Source organism: Egicoccus sp. AB-alg6-2, from assembly GCF_041821025.1.
Classification (GTDB): domain Bacteria; phylum Actinomycetota; class Nitriliruptoria; order Nitriliruptorales; family Nitriliruptoraceae; genus Egicoccus.
In genome coordinates, this window is the sequence record NZ_JBGUAY010000001.1 from 14,541 (window position 1) to 30,972 (window position 16,432).

Here is a 16,432-nt window from a genome sequence, read left to right on the forward strand (position 1 = left end):
GGGGTGAGGCCCTTGCGGGCGATCCACCTCGACCGAGCAGGCGCCGGACGAGGGCGGGTGGTGCGCCGGGACGGCGCGGGGCCATGCGGTTGGTGCGGTCACATCCCCTGTGCGAGCCGGTAGTAGGCCTGGTTCCAGCGCAGTTCCCGCAGGAAGTCGCGGGGGGTGACGCCGTCGTCGATGACCGCCAGCTCCATGCCGGCGATCTCGGAGAGGTCTTCGAACACCGAGACGCCGAGCGCGGTGGTGAGCACCGTGTGGTGCGCCGCACCGGCGGTCAGCCAGCATTCGGCCGAGGTCGCGAAGTCGGGTCGTGGGACCCAGACCGCGCGCGCCACGGGCAGGTTGGGGAGCTCGGCGTCCGGTGGCACGACGTCGACGACGTTGGCGGTCAACCGGAAGCGTTCGCGCAGGTCGGACATCGCCACGACCACCCCGTCACCCGGATCGGTGTCGAAGACGAGCCGGACGGGGTCCTCGCGACCGCCGATGCCGAGCGGGTGGATCTCCAGACGTGGGGTCGAGGTGGTCAGCGACGGGCAGATCTCGAGCATGTGGGCGCCGAGGATCTTCTCCTTCCCCGGCGAGAGCTCGTAGGTGTAGTCCTCCATCAGCGACGCACCGCCGGGCAGGCCGTGACCCATCGCCTTCGCCGCCCGCACCAGCAGGGCGGTCTTCCAGTCGCCCTCGGCGCCGAAGCCGTAGCCGTCCGCCATCAGGCGCTGCACGGCGAGGCCGGGCAGCTGGCGGAGGCCGCCGAGGTCCTCGAAGTTGGTGGTGAAGGCACCGAAGTCGCCGGCTTCGAGGAAGGCGCGCAGGCCCAGCTCGATCCGGGCGCCGTAGCGCAACGCCTCGTGGCGCTCGCCGCCCCGGCGCAGCTCCGCGGCCACCTCGTAGCGATCGTCGTACTCGGCCACCAACGCGTCGACGTCGGCGTCGCTGGCCCCGTCGACCTCGGCGACCAGGTCGTTGACGCCCCAGGTGTTGACCGACACCCCCAGCCGTAGCTCGGCCTCGGTCTTGTCGCCCTCGGTGACGGCGACGTTGCGCATGTTGTCGCCGAAGCGGGCCAGGCGCAGGTGCTGCAGCGTGTGCCAGCCGGCGGCGGCACGGGCCCAGGTCCCGACCTTGGCCTGCACGACGGCGTGGGTCGCGTGCCCGACGACCGTCTTGCGGCCCGTCGCCAGACGCGTGGCGACGTAGCCGAACTCCCGGTCGCCGTGCGCGGCCTGGTTGAGGTTCATGAAGTCCATGTCGATGTCTGCCCATGGCAGCTCGACGTTGGCCTGGGTGTGCAGGTGCAGCAGCGGCTTGCGCAGGGCGTCCAGGCCGAGGATCCACATCTTGGCGGGCGAGAAGGTGTGCATCCACACGATGACGCCGAGGCAGTCGTCGTCGCCGTTGGCTTCGAGGGCCATCCGCCGGATCGCGTCGCGGTCCTTGAGCACCGGCTTCCACGCGACCGTGACCGGCACCTCGTCGGCGGTGTCGAGGGCGGCGGCCACCTGCTGGGACTGCTCGGCGACCTGGCGCAGGGTCTCCTCGCCGTACAGGTCCTGACTGCCGGTCAGGAACCAGATCTGCTTGCCCGCGAAGGGGTCGTTCATGCCGGCTGCTCCTCGCCCTCGTCGTCGCGCTGGCCGTAGACGTTCTGGTAGCGGTCGTAGAGCGCCGCGATGTCACCGGCGGGGATCGGCACCGGCTCGCCCAATTGGCGAGCGAGGTGCACGGTGCGGGCGACGTCCTCGCACATGACCGCCGCCTTGACGGCCGCCTTGGCGTCCTTGCCGATCGTGAACGGCCCGTGGTTCTGCATCAGCACGGCGGGCGAGTTGGATCCGCGCAAGGTGTCGACGATGCCGCGGCCGATCGAGTCGTCGCCGATGAGGGCGAACGGGCCGACCGGGATGTCGCCGCCGAACTCGTCGGCCATCGCGGTCAGCACGCACGGCACCGGCTCGGCACGGGCGGCCCAGGCGCAGGCGTAGGGTGAGTGGGTGTGCACCACCCCGCCGACCTCGGGCATGTGGCGGTAGACGTAGGCGTGCGCGGCCGTGTCCGACGACGGCTGCAGCCGGGCCGAGGTGCCGTCGTCGATCTTGCCGCCGTCGAGGTCGCACACCACCATGCTGGCCGCATCGAGCTCGTCGTAGGACACCCCGGACGGCTTGATCACGAACAGATCCGCGCCGGCCACACGCTCGGACACGTTGCCGGCAGTCCACACGACCAGCCCGTTTCGCGGCAGTTCGGCGTGGAGCGCAGCCACCCGCGCCCGCGTGTCCGCGACGCGCTGGCGCACGTCGGCGTCGAGTTCGTCGAGCCGCAACCTCATGCCGTGGCCTCCACCCGTCCCGGGGCCGTGAGCGCCTGCCGACGGATCGCCTTGAGTCGCCGCATGACGTCGTTCTCGCCCCGCCCGAAGTAGTCGTGGAGGCGCCGGTACTCGGCGTAGAGGGCGTCGTAGCGAAGCGCCGCGTCCTCGTCGGGCGTGTAGGCGGCGACCACCCGCCGGCCCATCGCGCGGGCGGCCTCCCGGACGTCGGGATAGGCGCCCGCGGCAACGGCGGCGTGGATGGCGGAGCCCAGCGCGGGGCCCTGCTCGGAGGCGATCGTCGACAGCGGCAACCGGGTGACGTCGGCGTAGAGCTGCATCAGGAACCGGTTCTTGAGCAGGCCGCCCGCCACGATCAGCTCGGTCACGGGAACGCCGGCGTCGGCGAACGCCTCGACGATGGTGCGGGTGCCGAAGGCCGTGGCCTCCAGCAGCGCCCGGTAGACGTCCTCGGGTCGGGTCGCGAGGGTCATGCCCACCACCAGCCCGGCGAGCTCGTGGTCGACCAGGACCGACCGGTTGCCCGAGTGCCAGTCGAGCGCCACCAGCCCGTGGGCACCAACGGGTTGCTCGGCGGCGCGCTCGGTGAGCAGGTCGTGCAACGAGACGCCACGCTCGGCGGCCATGGCCGCGTAGTCGGCGGGGACCTGGTGGTCGACGTACCAGGCGAAGATGTCGCCGACCCCGGACTGGCCGGCCTCGTAGCCCCAGAAGCCCTCGAGGATGCCGCCGTCGACGACGCCGCAGATCCCGGGTACGGACGCGAGCGTGTCGCCGTTCATCACGTGGCAGGTCGAGGTGCCCATGATGGCCACCATCTGGCCCGGCTCGACCGCGTTCGCAGCCGCGGCCGTCACATGCGCATCCACGTTGCCGACGGCGACCGCGATGCCCTCCGGCAGGCCGGTCCAGGCGGCGGCCTGGGCACTCAGGCGGCCCGCGGGCCGGCCGAGTTGGCCGATCTCGTGGGCGACCTTGGTGTCGGCGAAGTCGGCGAAGTCGGCGGCCAGTTCGGCCAGGAACTCGCGGGACGGGTAGGCGCCGTCCTGGTAGATGCCCTTGTAGCCCGCGGTGCAGGCGTTGCGGACGTAGCGGCCCGTGAGCTGCCAGACGATCCAGTCGGCCGCCTCCACCCAGTGGACCATCGCGTCGTAGACCTCGCGGTCCTCCTCGAGCAACTGCAGGCCCTTGGCGAACTCCCACTCGGAGGAGATCGCACCGCCGTAGCGGTCGATCCACGGCTCGCCCCGGCGGTGGGCCAGCTCGTTGATCCGGTCCGCCTGTCCCTGGGCCGCGTGATGCTTCCAGAGCTTGACGTAGGCGTGGGGGCGGTCGCGGAACCGGTCGAGTTCGTTGAGCGGCGTGCCGTCGGCGGTGGTCGGCACCATCGTGCACGCGGTGAAGTCCGTGCCGATACCGATCACGTCGTCGGGGGCGACGCCGGCTTCGCGCATGGCGGCGGGAACCGCCTGCTGCAGCACCGCCACGTAGTCGGCCGGGACCTGCAGGGCCCAGTCCGGCGGCAACGCGCGACCGTCACCTGCGGTCAGCCGCTCGTCCATCACCCCATGGGGATAGTCGTGAACGGCGCTGCCGAGCTCCTCGCCGTCGCGGACGCGCACGACGACGGCCCGGCCCGACAGGGTCCCGTAGTCGATCCCGATGACGACGGCGCGGTCAAGCTCCACGTCGGCTCCCTTGCCCGGTCCACCGACGGTCACCACACCGCCGGAAGTGGTCCCCCGATGTTAGCGCTCACATTGCCAAAATGTTAACGCTCACATCATGGGACCAATGCCCCTGGTCGGCGCCGTGCGGTGTCACGGCGCGTCCGGGCCAGACGGTCAACCCGCCTGGAATCGGCGTGTGGAAGCCCGTGCTATCAACTCTGGCGCGATCAGCGTGCGCGACGCGGGGGCGCCGTCGAGGGCCGCGAGCAGGACCTGGATCGCGCGCGTCCCGGCCGCGGCGAACGGCTGCCGCACGGTCGTCAGCGGCGGCTCGAAGTAGCCCGCGCCCTCGACGTCGTCGAAGCCGACCACCGAGACGTCGTCGGGCACCCGCACCCCCGCCTCGTGGAACGCCCGGATCATGCCCAGTGCCATGGGATCGTTCGCGGCGAAGATGGCCGAGGGCAGCCGCCGCTCGGCGACCAGCCGCCGGCCGATCTCGTAGCCGTGGACCGGATCCCACCCGCCGGCGACCATCGGGGGCACGGGCAGGTCGGCCTCGAGCAGCTCGTCGCGCCAGCCGACGATGCGCGACCGGGCGTCGAACCAGTCGTTGGGGCCGGCGACGTGGACGATGTCGCGGTGGCCGAGGTCGATCAGATGGCGCGTCGCCATGCGGGCGCCGACCTCCTGGTCCACCGCGACGACGTGGAGCGAGGTGCTCTCGCGCAGGCCGGCGGCGATCATCACCACGGGCAGGGTGGTCGACAGTTGCATCGCCGCGGGAGCCACCTGGCTCATCGGTGCGACGAACACGATGCCCTCGACGCCGAGTTCGAGGAAGAACTCCAGGGCCCGCTCGACGGTCTCGGCCCGCGCATCGCGCATGACGGCCAGCGTGGTGGCGTAGCCGGCCTCGCTGGCGGCCTCCTCGATGGCCATGGTCATGTTGGCTGGGCCGAACCTGGCCTCACCAGGGTTGACCACCCCGATCAACCGGGTACGCCGCGTCACCAGGGCGCGCGCCGAGGTGTTGGGCCGGTAGCCGAGTTCGCGGATCGCGGCCTTGACCTTCTCGAGCGTGGCCGGCCGCACCGTCTGCGGATGGTTGAGCACCCGCGACACGGTCTGGTGCGACACGCCGGCGAGCTTGGCGACGTCCGTCATCGACGGGCGGCGACCGGGCGGCGGCGTCAACGCTGGGGTACGGGCCATCTCACACTCGCGTCGCCGGCGTCGCCGGAGCCTAGCGCCGGGGCCGGCGCCGGAACGCCGTGTCCGGGGCGCACCGCAGCGGTTTGCGCACTCCCCGGCGCCATGGTTAAGGTCGCCTTACTTAGGTAAGGTCGCCCTCACCGTCCCGCTTCCAAGGAAGATCCGTGCTCCTGTTCCGACTCGGCGCCTGCGCGTGCGCCATCCTCGTGGTCGGCTGCGCCTCGGGCTCTGGCCCCGACGCCGGCGACCGCGCCGCCTCCACCGCGGCGACCAGCCAGGAGACTGCCGCTGCCGATGCGTTCCCCGTGACGATCGAGCACGCCTTCGGCGAGACGGTGATCGCGTCCGAACCGCAGCGGGTCGCGACCGTGAGTTGGGCCAACCACGAGGTACCGCTCGCGCTGGGCATCGTCCCGGTCGGCATGGCCGAGGTCACCTGGGGCGACGACGACGGCGACGGTGTGATGCCCTGGGTCGAGGAGCGGCTGAGCGCTCTCGGCGCGGAGGTCCCGGTGCTGTACGACGAGACGGACGGCATCGACTTCGAGGCGGTCGCCGACACGAACCCCGACGTGATCCTCGCCGCCTACTCCGGCCTCACCGAGGAGGACTACACGACGCTGAGCCAGATCGCACCGGTCGTCGCCTACCCGCAGCTGCCGTGGGCGACCTCGGTCCAGGACATGATCCTGATGTCGAGCCGGGCGATGGGGATGTCCGCCGAGGGTGAGCGCCTCGTCGCCGACTACGAGGCGGACGTGGCGGCGGCCTTCGCCGAGCACCCCGAACTGGAGGGCAAGCGGGTGATGTTCTCCTACCTCGACCCCAACGACCTGAGCACCGTGGGCTTCTACACCACTCACGACACCCGCGCCGCCTTCCTCGCCGAGGTCGGGATGCAGGTGCCGTCGGTGGTCGAGGAGCGTTCGGCGGCCTCCGAGACCTTCTACGAGACCATCAGTGCCGAGGCCGGCGACCAGCTCGACGACGTCGACATCCTGGTGACCTACGGCGCCGCGGACGGCTCCACCCTGCAGCGGTACCAGTCCGATCCGCTGCTGTCACAGATCCCCGCCATCGCCCGGGGTTCGGTGGTCGTGCTCGAGGAGTCCACGCCACTGGCCGCGGCGGCCAATCCCTCGCCCCTGTCGATCGCCTGGGCACTGGAGGACTACGTCGACCTTCTCGCCGCGGCTGCCGCCACGGTCGAATGACGCCGGCGATGCCGCACGGGGTCGTCCCGGGCGAGGTGACGCCGCCCGGGGTCGCGGCGCGCGACGCCGAGGTCCGGTTGGTCGTCGGACCGCGGCTGGCCTGGTTGACGCTGGCGCTCGTCGCCACGGCCGCCATCGTGGTGGCGTCGGTGGCCTTCGGGACCCGCGTGGTGGGCCTGGCGGAGATCGGCAGCGCGTTCACGGGGACCGAGGACGGCATCGCGCAGGCGGCCGTGCTCAAACGCATCCCCCGGACGATCCTCGCGCTCCTGGTCGGTGCCGCGCTCGGTCTGGCCGGCACCGTGCTGCAGGGCGTGACGCGCAACCCGCTGGCGGATCCCGCCATCCTGGGAATCAGTCCCGGGGCCGCGCTCGCCGTGGTCGTCGGCCTGGCCTTCTTCGGCGTCTCCTCCCCGTTCGCCACCATCTGGCTGGCGATCGCCGGCGCCACGGCGTCGGCGGTCTTCGTCTATGCCGTCGGCTCGCTGGGTCGCGGCGGCGCGACACCGCTGAAGCTGGCGCTGGCCGGCGCCGCCACGTCAGCCGCGTTCACGTCGATGGTCAGCGCGATCCTGCTGCCCCGTATCGACGTCATGCAGGCGTTCCGGTTCTGGCAGATCGGCGGGGTCGGTGGTGCGAGCTTCGCGAAGATCGGGCTGCTCGTGCCGTTTGTGCTCGTCGGGGGGCTCGTCTGCCTCGCTGCGGCAGGAGGGCTCAACTCCCTGGCCCTGGGCGACGACCTCGCGGCCGGCCTCGGTGAGCGGGTCGCGACGACCCGACTGTTCGCCGCCGCGGGGGCCGTGATCCTGTGTGGTGCGGCGACTGCGGTGGCCGGCCCCATCGGCTTCGTCGGCCTCGTGGTCCCGCACCTGTGCCGGCTGTTGGTGGGGCTCGACCACCGCTGGTCGTTGCCGTCCGCGGCACTGGTCGGGGCGGGCCTGTTGACCGCGGCCGACGTCCTCGGTCGGGTGGTCGCTCGACCGGAGGAGGTCGACGTCGGCATCGTCACGGCGCTGCTCGGGGCTCCCGTGTTCATCGCCATCGTGCGCCGACAGAAGCCGAGGGCGCTGTGACCGGCGTCGCGGCCGGCCCGATCGCGCGCGAGCGGATCCGCCGGGCCCGCCACCGTGCCGGCCGGAGTGTCGCGCTGGCGGCCCTCGCCGCGGTCGTGTTCGTCATCAGCCTGATGGTCGGCAACACCTTCTATCCCCTGGCCGACGTGGTTCGCGTCGTCACGGGGGAGACGGTCCCGGGGGCGAGCTTCGCCGTCGGCGTCCTGCGGCTGCCCCGGGCCACCCTCGCGCTGCTGGCAGGGGCGGCGTTCGGCGCGGCCGGGGTCACCTTCCAGACCCTGCTCCGCAACCCGCTGGCGGCCCCCGACATCATCGGCATCAGTTCGGGTGCCAGTGCCGCGGCCGTGTTCGGGCTGCTCGTCCTGCGGCTCGATCGGGGCATGGTGTCGCTCGTCGCGGTTGTGGCCGCCCTGCTCACGGCCGCGGTGATCTACGTGCTGTCGTTCAAGGACGGCGTCGTCGGAACCCGGTTGATCCTGATCGGGATCGGCATCTCGGCGATGCTGGACAGCGTCGTCGCCTACGTGCTCCTGCGCGCGGCGAGTTGGGACCTGCAGGTCGCGATGCGATGGCTGACCGGCAGCCTCAACGGCGCGACCTGGAGCGACGTGCTCCCGCTGCTGCTGGCTGTCGCCGTCGCGATGCCGATGCTGCTGGCACGGACGACCGACCTGCAGGCCATGCGGCTCGGGGACGACACCGCCGCCGCACTGGGCGTACGCACCGAACGCACGCGGCTGCTGACCATCCTCGCCGCCGTGGCACTGATCGCGTTCGCCACCGCAGCCGCCGGCCCCGTGGCCTTCGTGGCCTTCCTCTCCGGACCGATCGCGGCGCGCCTGGTCGGTGCGGGAGGGTCGCTCACCGTGCCGTCGGCACTGGTCGGCGCGCTCCTGGTGCTGCTTGCCGACCTCGCCGGTCAGTACGCCTTCGGCGCCCGCTACCCGGTCGGGGTCGTCACCGGGGCCCTCGGCGCCCCCTACCTCGTCTACCTGCTCGTGCGCATCAATCGATCCGGAGCGTCCCTGTGACCGACGAACACGCCCTCGCCACCCGGGCGGCCACGCTCGCCTACGGCGACCGGACGGTCGTGGAAGCACTCGACTTCGACGTGCCCTGCGGCCGGATCAACGTCATCGTCGGCGCCAACGCGTGCGGCAAGTCCACCATCCTGCGCGCGTTGTCACGACTGCTGGCGCCCGCGGCGGGCAGCGTCGTCCTGGACGGTCACGACCTCCATCGCCTGTCGACGCGCCAGGTCGCGCGCACCCTCGGCCTGCTGCCACAGACCCCGATCGCCCCAGAGGGCATCGTGGTCGGCGATCTGGTGGCGCGGGGCCGCCACCCGCATCGGCGACTGATGTCGAGGTGGAGCGCGGCCGACGAAGCCGCGGTCGGTGCCGCTCTCACCGCCACCGGCACCATGGACCTGGCGCACCGTCCGGTCGACGAACTGTCGGGCGGGCAACGGCAGCGGGTGTGGATCGCCATGGCGCTCGCGCAGGAGACCGACATCCTGCTGCTCGACGAGCCGACCACGTTCCTCGACGTCAACCATCAGATCGAGGTGCTCGACCTGCTCACCGACCTCAACCGCGATCGCGGCACCACGATCGTGATGGTCCTCCATGACCTCAACCTCGCCGCCCGGTACGCCGACCACCTCATCGCGGTCGCCGACGGTGGCATCTACGCGGCGGGTGACCCCCACGAGGTGCTGACCGAGTCGAACGTGCGAGCGGTGTTCGGGATGCGGGGCTCGGTCATCGCGGACCCGGTCACCGGCAAGCCGTTGGTGCTCCCCATCGGCCGCCATCACGTCAAGCCGCAGGGCTCGACCAGGCTGGAGCGGATCTCGTGACCGTGGCACCCTTCGTCCTGGCCGCCGTTCGCGTCACGGCCGTCTCGTCGCCGTCCCCCAGCTACGTGCGCGTCGAGTTCGGCGGGCCGGAGCTCGCCGACATCGGCGTCGACGGTCCGTGGTACGACCAGCGCATCAAGATCGTCTTCCCGCCCGCCTCCGGGGTGCTGCCCGACCTCGCCCCTGCCGGCGCCGACTGGTACGCGGTATGGCTCGCCCTGCCCGAGTCGGAGCGCGGTGCGCTGCGCACCTATTCGGTTCGGGACGTGCACGGCACCGGCACGAAGACCCGTCTGGTCGTCGACTTCGTGCTCCACCTCGCTCCCGGGTCCACCGGGCCGGCGTCCACCTGGGCGAGTACCGCCGCCGTCGGCGACCAGGTGTTGCTGTTGGCGCCACGCCGGGGCCATCCCTTCGGGGGCATCGAGTTCGCCCCTGGGGACGCCACCCGGCTGCTGTTCGCCGCGGACGAGACCGGGGTGCCCGCGCTCTCCCGCATTCTGGAGGACCTCCCCGGCGAGACGACCGGCGCCGCGTTCTGCGAGGTGCCACGGGACGACGACGTGCTCGAGGTCCGGAGGCCGTCGGGCATCGATCTCCATTGGCTCCCACGCAACGGCACCGACGTTGGCCACGAACTCATTCCGGCCGTGCTCGCCCACCTCGGTCACCGGGCGACGGCGAAACCGGGCCAGATCGTCGACGAAGACGCGCACGAGACGGTGTGGGAGACGCCGACGTACTCAGCCGCCGGCGACGACCTCACCCCCACGACGGGAGGAATCCCCGGCCTGTACGCCTGGATCGCGGGTGAGTGCCACCTGGTCGCGCAGCTGCGCCGGCAGCTGGTCCGCGATCTCGGTATGGGACGCAACCAGGTGGCCTTCATGGGCTACTGGCGGAAGAGCCTCGCCGTGGGCGAGTGAGTAGCCGCAGCGGTCGTCGTGCTCGACGATCACGACGGCCGACCCGATCGGTCGGGTCGGTCGGCGCCGGGCGCGACGATGCCGTGCTCGTAGGCGGTGATGACGAGCTGGATGCGGTCGCGAACCCGCAACTTGAGCAACAGGCTGCTCAGGTGGGTCTTGACCGTGGTCGTCGCGAGGTGCAGATGGGCGGCGATCTCGGCGTTGGAGAGGCCACGCGCCACGAGCTCGAGGACCTCGGCTTCCCGGACCGTGAGTGTTGCCGGCAGCGTCGGGCGCACCTCGGTGGCGCCGAAGCGCTCGACCAGCCGGCGGGTGACCGCCGGGGCCAACGCCAGGTCGCCCTCGGCGGCCATCCGGATCGCGGCGACGAGCTGGTGCCGGGGCGCCGACTTGAGTGCGAAACCGCTGGCACCGGCCCGCAGCGCCTCGAACACGTACTCGTCGAGGTCGAAGGTCGTGAGCACGAGCACGCGGGGTCGCCAGCCGTTGGCTTCCAGCAGCGTCCGGGTCGCCTGGAGCCCGTCGGTGCCCGGCATGCGGACGTCGATGACCACCAGGTCCGGACGCAGCAGGCGTGCCTGTCGCACGGCTTCGTCGCCGTCGGCGGCCTCCCCGACCACCTCGAGGTCGGGCTCGGACCCGAGGATGGTGCGCAGTCCCTCGCGGACCAGCTCCTGGTCGTCGGCCAACACCAGCCGGATCACACGACCGCCTCCGAGACCAACGGCAGCCGCGCGGTCACCTCGAACCCGCCATCGGCGGTCGGACCGCAGAGAAGCTCGCCGTCGAAGGACTCGACGCGCTCGCGCATCCCCACGAGTCCACGCCCACTGCCCGTGACCGCCGGGCCGTCGGAGCGTCGTGGCCCGGTGTCGGCGACGACCACCTCGACCAGCGCAGGGCCGACCGTCACGGCGACGGTGCATCCGGCGGCGTCGGTGTGCTTGAGCACGTTGGTCAGCGACTCCTGCACCAACCGGTACACAGTCAGTCCCAGGCCAGGCGGCGCCGCGTCGAGATCGCCGTTCACCTCCAGCGCCACCGGGAGTCCGACCCGCACGAACCCGGCGACCAGATCGGGCACGTCGACCAGGCCGGGCAGCGGGCTCGTGCCGTCGTCGGCGCCCAGCAGGTCGAGCATGCGCCGTAGCTCGTCCAGGGCCTGGCGACCGGTGTCCTGGATGATGGTCAGCGGACGGCGGACCGCGGCGGCATCACGCTCGAGGAGCGCGTCCGCGGCTTCGGCCTGCAGCACGATGATTCCCAGCGAGTGCGCCACGATGTCGTGGACCTCACGGGACATGCGGCCACGCGCGGCGGCGACGGCCAACCTCGCCGTCTCCTCACGCTCCCGAGCCAGCGAGTCGGCCAGTGCGGCAAGTCGCACCGCGGCGAGGCGACGACTGCGGACCAGACGGCCGGCAGCCCACGCTCCACCGAAGTAGACGATCGGAAACACCGCGTCGACGAGCGGAGCTTCCGGCTCGGTCAAGGCGGCGATGATGCCGACCACGGCGAGCACCCCCGCCAGGGTGCCCGCCGCCACCGCCCGTCGTGCGCCGTTGGCGACGGCGAACACGGCCACCATGAGTGCCACCCAGGAGCCGAACGCCAGGGTCGGCCCGGTCGACAGCGCCTGGAGCAGCGACGTCGAGACCACCGCGGCAGCGACCAGGACCGGCCGGGTCCCCCGCCAGCGCAGCGGCACGGCGTGACCGAGGGAGAACAGCGCGGCCGGTAGTGGCGCCAACGTGCCCACGCCCGCCATCCCCGGCGTGATCTGGTCCAGCACGAGCACCAGCGGTACCGGCCACCATGCGCGCAGCACGGGGTCCACCCTGCGTGAAGGACCCACCAGTGCACCCATCGGTCGAGAATACGACCGCGCCGTGCTCCCGGGGTCCTTCTCGAGGAGGAGTTGGTTCGGCCGCGAGGACGGCGTGTTCCGCACCGGGGACCGAGGGAGCCGGACCCGAGCGTCCGTAGCGTCCTCGTCGGATGGCCGTCGCCCGGCGGCCGGACACCGATGAACTCGAGGAGCCGCCATGAACGCCACGTCACTGCCCGCCCGCTGTCGTTCCGTCGCGATGTGGGCCGGTCCGCTCGCCATCGCGTCGGTGGTGCTGGTGATCGGCGCGGAAGTCACCAGCCCGGGCATGCTCAACCCGGTCGGAACGGCGGGCGCCGTCGCGGGCCTGCTCGCTGGCGTGGCGTTGGTCATCGGCACGGTCGGCCTGCACGTCGGCCGGGGCGCCGGTGACACCGTCCGCCGCGGCGACATCCCGTTCCTGGTGATGCTGGCCGGCGGCGTCCTCGCCGCGGGCGGCATGTGGGACATGGTCTTCACCCTGCCGGTTCTGGCCGCGCATGCGCCCGCGTTGCTCGAGCAGGCGCACCCGTCGGTGCTGGCCGGGTTCCTGCTGTCCTACGGCACCCTGGGTGCCGGAGCCCTGGCCTGGACCATCTCGATGCGACGGCAGCAGCGACTCACCGCGGCCGACGCCCGCTGGCTCGTCGCCGGGTCGGTCGTGTGCTTCACGCCGCTGCCCACCCGGTTCTTCCTCCTCGCCGTCGCCGTCAGCATCGTCGCCGCGCGCGCCGACCGGCAGATCACGATGCACCACCCCGTCCGCGTCGAGGTCTGAGCCGTCACGTCGGCTGGTCGTTGCGGTCGGTTTCGATCTCGACGTGGCCGGCTTAGACTCGAAAGAGCCGGCCATGTCGCCGTCGGGTGGTGACGCCGATCACGGCGAGAAGCACGCACGAGCTGTTGGAGCGCGAGGCGCCGCTTCGTGCGCTGGATGCTGCGCTCGAGGAGGCACGGCGTGGGCGGGGCTCGCTGGTACTGATCAGCGGTGAACCGGGTATCGGGAAGTCGGCGCTGCTCTCGCATTTCGCGCGCGAGCGCGACCGCTCGGCTCGGGTGTTGGTCGGCCTCTGTGACGACCTGGCCATCCCGCGCCCGCTGGGTCCGTTCCGCGACCTCGCGGACGCGCTCTCGCCGGATCTCGCCGAAACCCTCGGTGGAGGGAGCATCCCCGGTGAGTTCGCCACGCGGCTGCTTCGCGAGCTCCGTGCCGGGCCGACGCCGACGGTCCTGGCCCTCGAGGACGTCCACTGGGCGGATCAGGCCACGGTCGATGCGCTCACCGTCGTCGCCAGGCGCCTGCGGGAGCTACCGGTGCTGCTGGTCCTCACGCTCCGGCCGGGCGAACTGGAGCCGGACGACCCGCTGCGCCCGGCCATCGACGCCATGCAGCGCACGACCACGTTCCACGTCGAGCTCGCGCCGCTTTCGCGTGCCGCCGTCGAACAGCTCGCCGGGGACGACACCGAGCGGATCTACGAGTTGACCCGTGGCAATCCCTTCTTCGTGATGGAACTGCTGGCGCACGGCACGGAACCACCGCCGCCGTCACTTGCCAACGCGGTGCTTGGCCGGGTGGCTCGTCTGGACGCCCCGGCCCGCGCCCTGCTGGAGCTGATCTCGGTGGTGCCTGGACGCGTGCCCATCCGCCTGCTCGATCTCGCCGAACCCGAGTGGGTCGCCGCCGCCGCGCCGGCCGAGCGACGCCGCCTGCTGACGAGCGATGCGGAGTACGTGCGGTTCCGACATGAACTCACCCGGGCGGCGATCCGCTCCAGCCTTCCGTACGGCCGCCGTCGCCTCCTGCACCGGCGCATCCTCGATGCCCTGCTGCAGGTCGACGCCGATCCGGCGGAGGTCGTGCACCACGCGGAGGGCGCGGGCGACACGGAGGTGGTCGCGGGGCACGCGCTGCTCGCCGCCCGTCACGCGGCCGCGACCGGGGCGAACCGCGAGGCGTTCGCGCACTACCAGCGGACGGCGGATCTCGCCGTCGAACGACGATCGGCAGTGGAGCAGGCGGCGCTGTTCGAGGAGCTCGCGCACAGCGCCTGGCTGACCGGCCACCTCGACGAGGCGATCGCAGCCGTGTCGCGCGCCATCGATCTGGCGGAGCAGCTCGGGGACACGGCGGCGCACGGTCGTTGCTCGAGCTTCCGTGCCCATCTCCACTGGTTCGGGGGCGACGGTCAGGCGGCGTGGCGCGATGCGTGTGCGGGGGTGCGGAGCCTCGAGGCGTCGGGGGCACCCCTCGAGCTCGCCCGCGCGTACGCCCAGTCGGCTGAACTGAGCATGCTCGCCAGCCGCGCCGACGAAGCGCTGCGTTGGGGGCAGCGGGCGATGCAGCTCGCCGGATCGGATCCGGAGATCCGGGCCCGTGCCATTGGCGCGATCGGCGGCGCGCAGCTGCAGCTCGACATCGACAACGTCGATCCCGTGCTGGAGGGCCTGGAGGTCGCCTGCCGAGCGCGTCTCCATGAGCAGGCGGTCTTCTCGCTCGTCGCGCTGGCGTACATCAACCTGCTGTGGGTGAAGCCGGATCTGGCGCGGACACACGCCGAGCAGAGCAGCGCGTACGCCAGAGAGCACGAGTTGGACGGCATGGCGACCTTCGTCGACGGGTTGCTGTCCTGGCTCGACCTGCGTGCCGGTCGTTCCGGGCGGGCGCTGAGCCGCCTACCGACCGACGACATCCGCACGGTCTCGCCAGGAACCATCGCCGAACAGCAAGCCAGGATGGTGCGCACCGAGTTCGCCGTGCGCCGTGGCGAGGGCGACATCGACGAGTGGCTCCGTCGCGTCGCCGTCGCGGCAGACCGAACGGGCAAGTTGAGCCGGATCGGACCGGTGCTCGAGTTGCAGATCGAACGGGCGCTGACGTGCGACGCGCCGCTTCCCATCGAGCGGTTCGCTGAGGTGGCCGACATCGTCGGGAGCCAGGCACTCGCGGCGGGCTGTGGCGCTGGCAGGATCGCTGGCTGGGCGTCCGTGTGCGGGATATCGACGCTGTTCTCGGGCAAGGCCCCGGCACCGCACGCGGCGATGATCGCCGGTGACTGGCAGGGCGCGGCGGATGCATTCGGGGCGGTGGGGTGGCACCACGACCGCGCCCTGATGCTGTCGTTGCTCGACACCGCGGAAGCTTTGACCGAAGCCCTGGCCATCGCACGCTCGCTCGATGCCGTCCCGCTGGAAGAGCGGGTCTGTCGCCGTCTGCACGAGGTCGGCTTGCCCGTTCCCCGCGGCCCGCTCGCGGCCACGCAGGCCAACCCCGCGCAGCTGACCGGACGACAGCTCGAGGTGCTGCGTGAGGTACGGCGCGGACACGGCAACGCGCGGATCGCGGAACTGCTGCACATCTCGCCCCGAACCGTCGAGCATCACGTGGCGGGAATCTTCACCAAGCTCGGCGTGTCGTCGCGCGCGGAGGCCGTCGCGCGTTGCGCCGACCTCGGCATCACCTAGGGCTGCGATCGCCGAAAAACCCGTGCGGTGCAAAGCCGATCTGGGTACGGGCACCGATGGCACCGCAGACCGCCCTTCGTAGGGTCGTCGTACACGTCGCGACCGCCGGAGCGAGCCACACGAGGCGTGGGGCGTTGCGCGTTGCGGTCGGCGGTGTGGCCATCGATGCGTGCGAGCGCAGACCAGACCATGAAGGAGAACCGACCGTGACCACCACGACGAACACCCGAAGCACGGACAACGGGATCGACCTGAGCCGGCTGGTCGAGACCATCGAAGCGATCGGCGACGACCCGAGCCTGGCGACGTTCACGTTCCGTGCCCGTAGCACCTGGCAGGACGGCACCTACAACGTCGGCCACATCGGCACGTTCACACACGCCGGCGCCGAGGACGAGAGCCGAGCGGCCTCCTTCGTCCTCCACGGAGACGAGCCACCCGTTCTGCTGGGTGCCAACAAGGGCCCCAACGCCGTCGAACTGCTCCTGCAGGGACTCGCCTTCTGCTACGCGGTCGGCTACGTGGCGAATGCGGCCGCCAAGGGCATCGAGATCACCCGCATGGAGTACGAGATCGAAGGCGACTTCGACGTGCGCGCGTTCCTCGGTCTCGAGGGCGCCCGGCCCGGGCTCTCCCGTGTCCGCGCGACGGGCCGGGTCTCCAGCCCCAACGCCACCCCGGAACAGCTCGAGGAGCTGTGCCGCTACGTGCAGGACACCTCGCCGGTGCGCGACTCGCTCGCCAACCCGGTGGAGATCGAGACGACGCTCGAGGTCGTCTGATCGCTGAGCGGCGCACGGAGC

General features: G+C 71.7%; 14 protein-coding genes. 8 read left to right on the plus strand and 6 right to left on the minus strand.

Annotation, left to right across the window (positions count from 1 at the left end; genetic code table 11):
* Window positions 1-98: 98 nt before the first annotated feature.
* The 4 genes from araA to ACERMF_RS00095 all read right to left on the minus strand — a co-directional run bounded on the left by araA (window position 99) and on the right by ACERMF_RS00095 (window position 5,220).
* The gene (gene araA / locus ACERMF_RS00080) at window positions 99-1,607 is read right to left on the minus strand and encodes an L-arabinose isomerase (RefSeq protein WP_373666971.1); all 1,509 of its coding nucleotides are present in this window, start codon (window positions 1,605-1,607) and stop codon (window positions 99-101) included.
* Entirely contained in the window at window positions 1,604-2,335 is a 732-nt protein-coding gene (locus ACERMF_RS00085; protein WP_373666972.1) for an L-ribulose-5-phosphate 4-epimerase, read from the minus strand. The genes araA and ACERMF_RS00085 overlap by 4 nt, the downstream gene beginning before the upstream one ends.
* Window positions 2,332-4,023 (minus strand): ribulokinase, encoded by a 1,692-nt coding sequence (gene araB, locus ACERMF_RS00090; RefSeq protein WP_373666973.1) that lies wholly within the window; start codon window positions 4,021-4,023, stop codon window positions 2,332-2,334. The genes ACERMF_RS00085 and araB overlap by 4 nt, the downstream gene beginning before the upstream one ends.
* Before the next feature lie 156 nt (window positions 4,024-4,179).
* The gene (locus ACERMF_RS00095; RefSeq protein ID WP_373666974.1) at window positions 4,180-5,220 is read right to left on the minus strand and encodes a LacI family DNA-binding transcriptional regulator; all 1,041 of its coding nucleotides are present in this window, start codon (window positions 5,218-5,220) and stop codon (window positions 4,180-4,182) included.
* Window positions 5,221-5,384: 164 nt separating this feature from the next.
* Between ACERMF_RS00095 and ACERMF_RS00100 the strand changes: the two genes are divergently transcribed.
* From ACERMF_RS00100 to ACERMF_RS00120, 5 genes are read left to right on the plus strand one after another with little or no spacing between them, the layout of a single operon-like run.
* The gene (locus ACERMF_RS00100; RefSeq protein ID WP_373666975.1) at window positions 5,385-6,434 is read left to right on the plus strand and encodes an iron-siderophore ABC transporter substrate-binding protein; all 1,050 of its coding nucleotides are present in this window, start codon (window positions 5,385-5,387) and stop codon (window positions 6,432-6,434) included.
* A gap of 8 nt (window positions 6,435-6,442) precedes the next feature.
* Window positions 6,443-7,507, plus strand: a complete 1,065-nt coding sequence (locus tag ACERMF_RS00105) for a FecCD family ABC transporter permease (RefSeq protein WP_373666976.1) — start codon at window positions 6,443-6,445, stop codon at window positions 7,505-7,507.
* Window positions 7,504-8,538 (plus strand): FecCD family ABC transporter permease, encoded by a 1,035-nt coding sequence (locus tag ACERMF_RS00110; protein ID WP_373666977.1) that lies wholly within the window; start codon window positions 7,504-7,506, stop codon window positions 8,536-8,538. The genes ACERMF_RS00105 and ACERMF_RS00110 overlap by 4 nt, the downstream gene beginning before the upstream one ends.
* On the plus strand, window positions 8,535-9,368 hold the full coding sequence (locus tag ACERMF_RS00115) for an ABC transporter ATP-binding protein (RefSeq protein WP_373666978.1): 834 nt from the start codon (window positions 8,535-8,537) through the stop codon (window positions 9,366-9,368). Before ACERMF_RS00110 ends, ACERMF_RS00115 begins: the two co-directional genes overlap by 4 nt.
* Complete coding sequence (locus tag ACERMF_RS00120; protein WP_373666979.1) at window positions 9,365-10,294, plus strand: siderophore-interacting protein; 930 nt, start codon at window positions 9,365-9,367, stop codon at window positions 10,292-10,294. Before ACERMF_RS00115 ends, ACERMF_RS00120 begins: the two co-directional genes overlap by 4 nt.
* Window positions 10,295-10,323: 29 nt before the next feature.
* On the opposite strand, the gene ACERMF_RS00125 is transcribed toward ACERMF_RS00120, so the two are convergent.
* Window positions 10,324-11,001 (minus strand): response regulator, encoded by a 678-nt coding sequence (locus ACERMF_RS00125; protein ID WP_373666980.1) that lies wholly within the window; start codon window positions 10,999-11,001, stop codon window positions 10,324-10,326.
* Window positions 10,998-12,125, minus strand: a complete 1,128-nt coding sequence (locus tag ACERMF_RS00130) for a sensor histidine kinase (RefSeq protein WP_373666981.1) — start codon at window positions 12,123-12,125, stop codon at window positions 10,998-11,000. The genes ACERMF_RS00125 and ACERMF_RS00130 overlap by 4 nt, the downstream gene beginning before the upstream one ends.
* A 217-nt stretch (window positions 12,126-12,342) precedes the next feature.
* On the opposite strand from ACERMF_RS00130, the gene ACERMF_RS00135 reads away from it, so the two are divergent.
* The 3 genes from ACERMF_RS00135 to ACERMF_RS00145 all read left to right on the plus strand — a co-directional run bounded on the left by ACERMF_RS00135 (window position 12,343) and on the right by ACERMF_RS00145 (window position 16,411).
* A complete protein-coding gene (locus ACERMF_RS00135) occupies window positions 12,343-12,942 on the plus strand; it encodes a hypothetical protein (protein ID WP_373666982.1) in 600 nt (199 codons plus the stop codon).
* 89 nt (window positions 12,943-13,031) lie between these two features.
* Window positions 13,032-15,629, plus strand: a complete 2,598-nt coding sequence (locus ACERMF_RS00140) for an AAA family ATPase (RefSeq protein ID WP_373666983.1) — start codon at window positions 13,032-13,034, stop codon at window positions 15,627-15,629.
* A gap of 206 nt (window positions 15,630-15,835) precedes the next feature.
* Complete coding sequence (locus tag ACERMF_RS00145) at window positions 15,836-16,411, plus strand: OsmC family protein (protein WP_373666984.1); 576 nt, start codon at window positions 15,836-15,838, stop codon at window positions 16,409-16,411.
* Window positions 16,412-16,432: the final 21 nt, after the last annotated feature.

Bases quoted from the DNA above. Each gene is read 5' to 3' on its own strand.
- ACERMF_RS00105 (WP_373666976.1), top strand. From the start codon at position 6,443: ATGCCGCACGGGGTCGTCCCGGGCGAGGTGACGCCGCCCGGGGTCGCG.
- ACERMF_RS00085 (WP_373666972.1), bottom strand. From the start codon at position 2,335: ATGAGGTTGCGGCTCGACGAACTCGACGCCGACGTGCGCCAGCGCGTC.
- araA (WP_373666971.1), bottom strand. From the start codon at position 1,607: ATGAACGACCCCTTCGCGGGCAAGCAGATCTGGTTCCTGACCGGCAGT.
- ACERMF_RS00135 (WP_373666982.1), top strand. From the start codon at position 12,343: ATGAACGCCACGTCACTGCCCGCCCGCTGTCGTTCCGTCGCGATGTGG.
- ACERMF_RS00095 (WP_373666974.1), bottom strand. From the start codon at position 5,220: ATGGCCCGTACCCCAGCGTTGACGCCGCCGCCCGGTCGCCGCCCGTCG.